Annotated in this window: 7 protein-coding genes; 2 read left to right on the forward strand and 5 right to left on the reverse strand. The window is 70.0% G+C overall.

The window, feature by feature from the left end; genetic code table 11:
- Positions 1 to 63: 63 nt before the first annotated feature.
- On the reverse strand, positions 64 to 3,342 hold the full coding sequence (locus FV228_RS13085) for a transglutaminase family protein (RefSeq protein ID WP_147855022.1): 3,279 nt from the start codon (positions 3,340 to 3,342) through the stop codon (positions 64 to 66).
- 225 nt (positions 3,343 to 3,567) lie between these two features.
- On the opposite strand from FV228_RS13085, the gene FV228_RS13090 reads away from it, so the two are divergent.
- Positions 3,568 to 4,752 carry a putative zinc-binding peptidase gene (locus FV228_RS13090; RefSeq protein ID WP_147855023.1) on the forward strand — a complete coding sequence of 395 codons (1,185 nt, stop codon included), beginning with the start codon at positions 3,568 to 3,570 and terminating at the stop codon, positions 4,750 to 4,752.
- 271 nt (positions 4,753 to 5,023) lie between these two features.
- Here FV228_RS13090 and FV228_RS13095 read toward each other — a convergent pair whose 3' ends face one another.
- Both FV228_RS13095 and mntR read right to left on the reverse strand, forming a co-directional pair.
- A complete protein-coding gene (locus tag FV228_RS13095; protein ID WP_147855024.1) occupies positions 5,024 to 5,497 on the reverse strand; it encodes a hypothetical protein in 474 nt (157 codons plus the stop codon).
- A gap of 207 nt (positions 5,498 to 5,704) precedes the next feature.
- Positions 5,705 to 6,184, reverse strand: a complete 480-nt coding sequence (gene mntR, locus FV228_RS13100) for a manganese-binding transcriptional regulator MntR (RefSeq protein ID WP_147855025.1) — start codon at positions 6,182 to 6,184, stop codon at positions 5,705 to 5,707.
- A 170-nt stretch (positions 6,185 to 6,354) separates the two neighbouring features.
- Here mntR and FV228_RS13105 point away from each other — a divergent pair, with 170 nt between their 5' ends.
- Positions 6,355 to 7,728 (forward strand): Nramp family divalent metal transporter, encoded by a 1,374-nt coding sequence (locus FV228_RS13105; protein ID WP_147855026.1) that lies wholly within the window; start codon positions 6,355 to 6,357, stop codon positions 7,726 to 7,728.
- Positions 7,729 to 7,980: 252 nt separating this feature from the next.
- Here FV228_RS13105 and FV228_RS13110 read toward each other — a convergent pair whose 3' ends face one another.
- Together FV228_RS13110 and FV228_RS13115 are read right to left on the reverse strand one after the other, a co-directional pair.
- Entirely contained in the window at positions 7,981 to 8,295 is a 315-nt protein-coding gene (locus tag FV228_RS13110) for a type II toxin-antitoxin system prevent-host-death family antitoxin (RefSeq protein ID WP_187277728.1), read from the reverse strand.
- 124 nt (positions 8,296 to 8,419) lie between these two features.
- Positions 8,420 to 9,001, reverse strand: a 582-nt coding sequence (locus tag FV228_RS13115) for a thiamine pyrophosphate-dependent enzyme (RefSeq protein WP_246693898.1), incomplete at its 5' end; no start/stop codon positions are given.

Below are 9,001 nucleotides of genomic sequence, written 5' to 3' on the forward strand. Positions count from 1 at the left end.
CTCTCGCCCGCCTCGGTCCGGGCGGCGCCGGCCGCGAGCGCCGCCTCCATCACCGGGCTCCGGTCATGTCGGGGCCGGCGTGCGCAGGTCGAGGGTCAGCGGGAACTCGGGGTTCGTCTCCGCGCGGGGCATCTCGACCCGGCCCGGCGTGTGGCCGAGGGGCTCGAAGCGGGCGAGGCGGCGCCCCTCCGCCTCGTAGGCGTTGACCGGGTGGGTCTCGTAGTTCCGTCCGCCCGGGTGGGCGACGTGGTAGCGGCAGCCGCCGAGCGAACGCCCGCTCCAGACGTCGAGGATGTCGAAGGTCAGGGGCGAGTGCGCCGGGATCGTCGGGTGCAGCGAGGAGGCCGGCTGCCACGCCTTGAAGCGCAGGCCCGCCACGGCCTCGCCGCCGCGGCCGGTGCCGGTCATGGGCAGCCGGCGCCCGTTGCAGGCGATGACGTGCCGCTCGGGCACGAAGCCCTCGACCTTGACCTGAAGCCGCTCGACCGAGCTGTCGACGAAGCGCACGGTGCCCCCGCTGGTCCCTTCCTCGCCCATCACGTGCCAGGGCTCCAGCGCCTGGCGCAGCTCCATCCGGACCCCGCCCTGCTCGACCACGCCGAAGACCGGGAAGCGGAACTGGGCCTGCGCCTCGAAGGCGACCGGGTCGAAAGCGTAGCCCGCCGCCCGCAGATCCTCCAGCACCCCGAGGAAGTCGGCCCAGAGGAAATGCGGCAGCATGAAGCGATCGTGGAGGTTCGTGCCCCAGCGGACACAACCCCCGGTCTGCGGCTCGCGCCACAGCCACGCCACAAGGGCCCGCAGCAGCAATTGCTGCGCGAGGCTCATGCGGGCGTCCGGCGGCATCTCGAAGGCCCGGAACTCCAGGAGGCCGAGGCGCCCGGTCGGACCGTCCGGCGAGTACAGCTTGTCGATGCAGATCTCGGCCCGGTGGGTGTTGCCGGTGACGTCCACCAGGATGTTGCGGAACACCCGGTCGACCAGCCAGCGCGGGATGTTGGGCGCGTCGGCGGCCGGGATCTGGGCCAGCGCGATCTCCAGTTCGTAGAGCCCGTCGTGGCGGGCCTCGTCCATGCGCGGGGCCTGGCTGGTCGGACCGATGTAGAGGCCGGAGAACAGGTACGAGAGCGCCGGGTGACGCTGCCAGTAGAGCACGAGGCTCTTGAGCAGGTCGGGCCGGCGCAGGAACGGCGAATCGTCCGGGGTGACGCCGCCCATGACCACGTGGTTGCCGCCGCCGGTGCCGGTGTGGCGCCCGTCGACCATGAATTTCTCCGCGCCGAGTCGGGTCTGCCTTGCCTCGGCGTAGAGGTCGGTGGTGATCGCCACCGCCTCGCGCCAGGACGCGGCCGGGTGGACGTTGACCTCGATCACGCCGGGATCGGGGGTGACCTTGATCAGGCCGATCCGCGCATCGTAGGGCGGCTCGTAGCCCTCGACATGGATCGGCAGCCTCAGTTCGGCGGCGGCCGCCTCGAGGTGGGCGGCGAGTTCGAGATACTCGTCGGCCCGCTGGGTCGGCGGCATGAACACGCGCACGATCCCGTCCCGGGGCTCGATCGCCAGCGCGGTGCGGACCGCGACGCCGGTGATGCCGGCCCCGTTGACCACCGTCGCGGCCTTGGGATCGTCGGGGAGCGGCCCGCGGGGCTCCAGCGGGTCCTGCGGCTGGTAGTAGGGATAGTGCTCGGGCGGCACGTAGGGCAGGGACGACAGGGGCAACCGGAAGCCGAGGGGCGAATCGCCCGGCACCAGGAAGGCCTGGCCCCGGCGGAACGCCCACTTCTCGGAGATCCAGACCCGGTCGGAATCGCCGTCCTTGCCGGTGGGCAGGCTCGCCAGCGGCAGGACGTAGCCCGCCGGCTCCCCGAGGCCGCGGGCGTAGACGCGCCGGATCCGGGCGTCGAATTCCACCGAGCCGGACTTGGCGGCGGCCGGCGTGACGTTGACCGGCAGGTCAGCCGCCTTCTTCTCCCAGAGTTCGCCGTCCTCGAAGGTCGGGAACACGTAGTCGGACAGACCGAGCCGGCGGGCCAGCGCGTCGGCCAACGCCTTGGCCTGCGCGATCGTGGCGGTCCCCTCGGACCCCTCGCCCACCTCCGGGGCGATCAGGGCCGGGTCGCTCCAGATCGGCTTGCCGTCCTTGCGCCAGTACAGCGCGAAGGCCCAGCGCGGCAGGCTCTCGCCCGGGTACCACTTGCCCTGCCCGTAATGCAGCAGCCCGCCCGGGCCGAACCGGTCGCGCAGGCGCCGGATCAGCGTGTCGGCCATCCGCCGCTTGGTCGGGCCGACCGCGGCGATGTTCCATTCCGGCGCCTCGAAATCGTCCACCGACACGAAGGTCGGCTCGCCGCCCATGGTCAGGCGGACATCCTGGGCCACGAGGTCGGCGTCCACCCGCTCGCCGAGCGCGTCCATGGCCGACCAGACCGTCTCGGAATACGGCTTGGTGATCCGCGGCGTCTCGGCGACCCGGGTGATCCGCATCTCGAAGCCGAACTCGGTCTTGGCCGGCTCGGCCGCCCCCGAGATCGGCGCGGCCGAGCGGTAATGCGGGGTCGCGGCGAGCGGGATGTGGCCCTCGCCGGTGAGCAGCCCGGAGGTCGCGTCCATGCCGATCCAGCCGGCGCCCGGCAGGTAGACCTCGGCCCAGGCGTGCAGGTCGGTGAAGTCCGCCGACGCGCCGGCGGGGCCGTCGACCGCGGTGGTGTCGGGCACGAGCTGGATCAGGTAGCCGGAGACGAAGCGCGCCGCGAGCCCGATCCGGCGCAGCACCTGCACGAGCAGCCAGGCCGAATCGCGGCACGACCCGCTCTTGAGCCGCAGCGTCTCGGCCGGCGTCTGCACGCCCGGCTCCAGGCGCACGCCGTAGGCGATCTCGCGGGCGATCAGGCCGTTGAGAGCCACCAGGAACAGCACCGTGCTGGGCTCCTCGGGGAGCCGTGCGAGCAGCGCCTCGATCTCCGGCCCGTCCGCGTCCACGGGCATCAGGTAGGGGGCCAGCTCCTCCGACAGGTCCGGCTCGTACGAGAAGGTCCGGATTTGCGCGTAATCCTCCACGAAGAAGTCGAACGGGTTGATCACCGCCATCTCGGCGGTGAGGTCGACCTCGATCTTCAGCTCGTCGGTCTTCTCCGGGAAGACCAGGCGGGCGAGCCAGTTGCCGCTCGGATCCTGCTGCCAGTTCAGGAAGTGGTTGGCGGGCGTCACCCTCAGCGCGTAGGCCGGCACCTTGGTGCGCGCGTGCGGAGCCGGGCGCAGGCGCACCACCTGGGGACCGAGGCTGATCGGCCGGTCGTAGCGGTAATGCGTGACATGGTGCAGGGCGGCTTTGATCGACACGATGGCTCCGTTTGAAGGATCGAATGCGGTCTCGTAGCCGGCACCGGGCGCCGCGGCGGGTCGATCGCCGAGCCCACCGCGCGGTTATGTGCCAAGGATGGGGTCACAAGCAATTTTCGTGCGGCGCCCTCCGCGTCCGCGGAGCGCCGCCGACCTTGGCCGGAACTTTGCCGGTCGCGCTCATTTGATCGAAAGGTGGGCCGGTTACCGGTCCGGGACCGCGCGATGAAGCTCTTCCAGTGCCAGGCCTGCGACCAGCCGGTCACCTTCGAGGCGACCGCCTGCGAGAGCTGCGCGCGCAAGCTGGGCTATGTCTGCGCGGCACACGAGGTCTCGGCCCTGGAGCCCATGGGCCTCTCGGCCCATCCGGCGATGGGCGGCGCCCAGACCTTCCACGCCTACGCGGATTCCGGACGGCGCTACCGCTACTGCAACAACGCCCTGTCGGGGGCCTGCAACTGGCTGGTGCCGGAGGACGATCCCGACATCTTCTGTACCGCCTGCCGGCACAACCGGGTGGTGCCGGACCTGTCGCAATCCTGGAACCTCGCCCGCTGGCGCCAGATCGAGGCGGCCAAGCGCCGACTGTTCTACTCGCTGCTGCGCCTCGAACTGCCCCTGGCGACCCGGGCCCAGTACACCGACGGGCTGGCCTTCGATTTCCTGGTCGATCCGTCCGAGAGTTTTTCCTACGGGCCGCCGGTGCTCACGGGCCACATCAACGGCCTGATCACCATGAACATCGCCGAGGCCGACGACGTCGAGCGCGAGCGCCGCCGGATCCTGTTCGGGGAGCATTACCGCACCCTGCTCGGCCATTTCCGGCACGAGATCGGGCATTATTTCTGGTACCTGCTGGTGATGAACGGGCCGACCATGGGCGCGTTCCGGGCCCTGTTCGGGGACGAGAGCCTGAACTACGTCCGCGCCCTGCAGGATCACTACGCCCACGGCGCCCCGGCCGAGTGGGAGGATTCCTACGTCTCGGCCTACGCCACCGCCCACCCGTGGGAGGATTTCGCCGAGACCTTCGCGCATTACCTGCACATCGTCGACACGGTGGAGACCGCCTCGACCTTCGAGCTGCACGTGCGCCCACGCCTGCGCAACGCCACCACGGCGCCCACGGTGATCGATTTCGACCCCTACGACACCCACGACCTCGACCGGCTGATCGAGGCGTGGCTGCCGCTGACCTACGCGATCAACTCCCTGTCCCACAGCATGGGCCAGCCGGCGCTCTACCCGTTCAAGCTGACCCCCACGGTGATCGCCAAGCTCGCCTTCGTGCACGAGCGGATCTACGCCTCCCGCTCCGGAACCCTGCCGGATCCCGGCGAGGCAGGGGCGGAGATGCTCCGCGCGGTGATTTTGGGTTTGCGGCAGAAGGTGGCGGCGCCGACGGTATGAGTGCCGGACGGTCGGCCGAAGTGTTAACGCCGAACTCTCTTCGCGGGCGGCGGGAGTACTTTACCGTCCGGCCGACCGTAAACCTCTGGCGTCGCCGCAAGCACGTCCCTCGCCTCTGGTGCCAACCAGGGGAGATCAGCGGCCATGAAAGCCGCCGCTGCCTGCTCGATGTCGGGCAGGCGTCGATGCGCCTGCCTGAGGATACGGCCGCGGGTCACCTTGCGGTTGGTCACCGTCGGTTCCGTCACGGGCGCAGCTTTCGGCACTGAGATCACCTCCGGACCATATGATGAGAGTCAGCCAGATCGGGCGCAAGCGCAAAGCCTTGCCTTTTGTACAAGGGGATAAGGTCCGGGTCGACGTGATGAAGCCGTAGCTCCGGCACACCGATCAGCTGCCTGTAGGCTTCCGCCATAGTCAGGGCGATCGCGATCACCTGCCCTTTGAGCGGATGCGTCGGATCTGGATTGCCCTCAAGGAAATCCAAGGCAACGAACCTGTCTTGGTTCACGGCACCGATCGCCAACCCACACAGCGTCTCGTCGTGCCAGATCGCAGCGTTGAAGCACTTGGGATGGTTGTTCTGGAAGTCGGACGACAGCCCGGCCCAGTCCCAACCCACCGGTCGGTCTTGGTGCCCGAGCCAGGTATCCATGAACGCGGATCGCGCTGCACCAGCGATGATTTCACAGCGTACGTCCGGGCCGAGGCCCAACTTAGCCACCGCCAGCGCGCCGGCAAGCATCAGGCGTTTCGCGTGGGCGGATCTGACCACAGGGCATTGCATCAGGTGCCCTCAGCCACCCTGCCACCACCCGTCGATGCTTCTGAGCGCCATCGGCTCATCCGAATCAGCCCCGATAGGCGGCGGCACGTGCGACTTCGGAAGCCGAGCCCGCATGGCGCACACGGTGCTTCTCTGTCCCTCGGATGCAACGCGGTCCGTGCCCGATCACGTCTCCTGCCGCCCCTCCACGAAGGCGCGGAACGCCGCTAGGGTCTCGGCGCTGACATGGTGCTCGATCCCCTCGGCGTCCCGCCGGGCGGTCTCCGGGCTGACGCCGAGGGTGCACAGGAAGCGCTCGACGATGCGGTGGCGCTCGCGCGCCTGGGCGGCCAGCCGGCGGCCGGCCTCGGTCAGGAACACACCGCGATAGGGCCTCTGCTGGACGAAGCCGTCCTCGCACAGGCGCTTGAGCATCTTGGCGACGGTGGGCTGGGCCACGCCGAGGCGCGCGGCGATGTCGACCTGGCGGGCCTCGCCGCCGTCGCCGATCAGGTCGTCGATCAGCTCGACGTAATCCTCGACGAGTTCGGAACGCCGCGCCTCGCGGGCCTGGCGGAAGCTCTCCACGTGCCGCTCAGGATCGACCAGAGCGGTCTCGGGCAGGCCCTGGGTTTCGGAGGCACCCGGCTCGGACGGTTCCTGCATCGGCTCTCCCTCTCGCCGCCCCCCGGCGCCGCCCGACCCTTGTTAGCAAAATCCGCCCGGGAGAGGGGAGTCCCGCGACGCGGTCGCGCCCCCCCTTAAATGCCCCCTTGAAACGCGCGGCCGATCCCTTGAATATAGCCCAAGCTATATCTTTGAGAAAAGGGTGAGGCATGGCAACGCCGGATGCGGCGACGGTCCCGGGAGGGCAGATGCCCGAGGGACGTGCGCCCGAAGGAACGGCACCGGCGGGCCCTGCGCTCGGCAGGATGAGCCGGCGCACGGAGCAGGCGATCCGCGACACGCTCGACGGGCGGCCGGGCGGCCGGGGCCGGTTCCTGCTGTTCGTGGGCCCCGCCGTGACGGCGTCGATCGCCTACATGGATCCCGGCAACTTCGCGACCAACATCCAGGCCGGCGCGCGCTACGGCTACGGCCTGCTCTGGGTGGTGCTGCTCGCCAACATCACCGCGATGCTGTTCCAGGCGCTCTCGGCCAAGCTCGGGATCGTCACGGGCAAGAACCTCGCGGAGCATTGCCGCGACGCGACGCCGTTGCCGGTGCGGCTCGGCCTGTGGGGCATCAGCGAGGTCGCCGCCATGGCCACCGACCTGGCCGAGTTCCTGGGCGGCGCGATCGGGCTGTCGCTGCTCACCGGCATGCCGCTGATGGCCGGCATGGCGGTCACCGCGATCGTCACCTACGCGATCCTGCTGCTGGAACAGGAGGGGTTCCGACCGCTGGAGATCGCGATCGGCGTGATGGTCGGCACGATCGGCCTCTGCTACGCGGTCGAACTCGCCATCGCCCCGGTGGACTGGGCGGACGCCGCCAAGGGGCTCGTCACCCCGCGGATTCCCGACGCCCAGGCGCTGACCATCGCGGTCGGCATCATCGGCGCCACCGTGATGCCCCACGCCCTGTTCCTGCATTCGGGCCTGACCCAGGGGCGGGGCAGCCCCCGCGACGATTCCGACCGGCGCCAGCTGGTGCGCTTCTCGAACCGCGAGGTGGTGGTGGCGCTGCTGCTGGCGGGCCTCGTCAACATGGCGATGGTGATCATGGCGGCCGCCGCCTTCCATGCCGGCCACAGCGAGGTCGCCGAGATCGACCAGGCCTACCGCACCCTGACCCCCCTGCTCGGGCCGGCGGCCGGGGCCGCCTTCCTGGTGTCGCTGCTCGCCTCCGGGATCTCCTCCTCGGTGGTGGGCACGCTCGCCGGCCAGATGGTGATGCAGGGCTTCACCGGCTGGCACATCCCGCTCATCGTCCGCCGATTGGTGACCATGCTGCCGGCCTTCGCCGTGGTGGCGATCGGCGTCGACCCGACCCGGGCCCTGGTCCTGTCCCAGGTGGTGCTGTCGCTCGCCCTGCCGGTGCCGATGGTGGCTTTGGTGGTGTTCACCCGCCGCCGCAGCGTGATGGGCGCCTTCGCCAACGGCCCCCTGACCCAGGCCGCCGCCATGGCCGGGGCGGCCCTGGTGCTCGGCCTCAACATGGTGCTGCTGGCCGCCGCCTTCGGGGTGCCGATCCCGGGGCTGGAATAGAGCCGCCCCGGGTCCCTTTCCTTGCCCTGCCCGCCAGAGGGGGCGGCCCTCTCGCAAGGGGTTGAGCAGCGTCGCGCCGGTCGCCGTGTCGATCGGCAGAATGCGGGCAGGACACCTTCGTGCAGCCAGAGCCGCAAAGCAGAGGCCTGGCGGGGGTCGCGGCGGTCCAGTTGAGTGATGCCGAGTTCGACCTCCATGACCGCGATGGCGGAGCGGTGCAGGCTGCTTGGGTCGACCTGCGTAGACTACCTCTCAACCACAGAACTGATCCTGCCGCTGCGCCGCCTGCGGCGTTCGGACAGGCCGTCGGTGTCCAGAAGGTACATCGGTCGCCGGGCGCGGGAACGTGGCTGGCCGGGTGAAGTCGATGTCGATGTCGCCGACACCCTCCATGTCGAGGGCATCGAGAATGGTGCCGGGGGCAGCCTTCAGGCGTTCGTAGGCGTCGTAGGGCGGGACAGCCATGATCGGCCGACCGCGCTCGGTGATGTTCACGGGGCCGTCCGCGGCGGCGCGCTTGATGCGTCCGGGTTCGCGATCGAACGCGCGGCTGGTGAAGGTCGGCATGCTCATGCCGAACCCCGCATGTCCGTCCATACAGACATTGGAGGTCCGGCAGGCGACGTGAATCGGCCGCCGGGCCCTCGGAAACCGCCCGTGTTCTGGGTCGATGCCCCCGGGCGCTCCCCGGTCAGCTCGCCCGGACGATCACCTCCACGAGGTTGGCGCCCCCCGACCGGATCCCGGCCTCGATCGCCGGGGCGATGTCGGCGGCCCGGGTCACCCGCCGGGACGGCACGCCCATGGAGGTGGCCAGCGCCAGGTAGTCGACGCGCGGGTCGGTGAGATCCATGGCGATGAAGCGGTTGGCGCGCACCGAGGCGTAGTGCGCCTGGCCCTTCATGAAGTTTTTCAGGATGTTGTACTCGGCGTTGTTGATCACCACGAAGGTGACCGGCAGTTTTTCGTGCGCGGCCGTCCAGAGCGCCTGGGGCGAGTACATGGCCGCCCCGTCGCCGACGACGCAGACCACGGGGGCCCGGTCGATGCCGAGCGAGAAACCGACCGCGGCCGGCATGCCCCAGCCGAGGACGCCGCCACGCATCGCGGCGTATTGGTGGACGGAGTTGCTGTTCAGGAACGTGCGCAGGTGGGTCAGCGTCGCGGGCGCCTCGTCGATGATCGTGGTCTGCGCCCCCACGGCCCGGGCCACCTCGCGGGCGGCGACCAGGGGGGCGATCACCGGATCGTCGAAGGCGGCATCCGCCGAGGC

Origin of the sequence: Methylobacterium sp. WL18, from assembly GCF_008040015.1 — a bacterium.
GTDB lineage: Bacteria > Pseudomonadota > Alphaproteobacteria > Rhizobiales > Beijerinckiaceae > Methylobacterium > Methylobacterium mesophilicum.

What these genes read in the sequence shown, in the direction of transcription:
- FV228_RS13095 (WP_147855024.1), bottom strand. Translation starts at nt 5,497, where the DNA reads ATGCTTGCCGGCGCGCTGGCGGTGGCTAAGTTGGGCCTCGGCCCGGAC.
- FV228_RS13105 (WP_147855026.1), top strand. Translation starts at nt 6,355, where the DNA reads ATGGCAACGCCGGATGCGGCGACGGTCCCGGGAGGGCAGATGCCCGAG.
- FV228_RS13110 (WP_187277728.1), bottom strand. Translation starts at nt 8,295, where the DNA reads ATGCCGACCTTCACCAGCCGCGCGTTCGATCGCGAACCCGGACGCATC.
- mntR (WP_147855025.1), bottom strand. Translation starts at nt 6,184, where the DNA reads ATGCAGGAACCGTCCGAGCCGGGTGCCTCCGAAACCCAGGGCCTGCCC.
- FV228_RS13090 (WP_147855023.1), top strand. Translation starts at nt 3,568, where the DNA reads ATGAAGCTCTTCCAGTGCCAGGCCTGCGACCAGCCGGTCACCTTCGAG.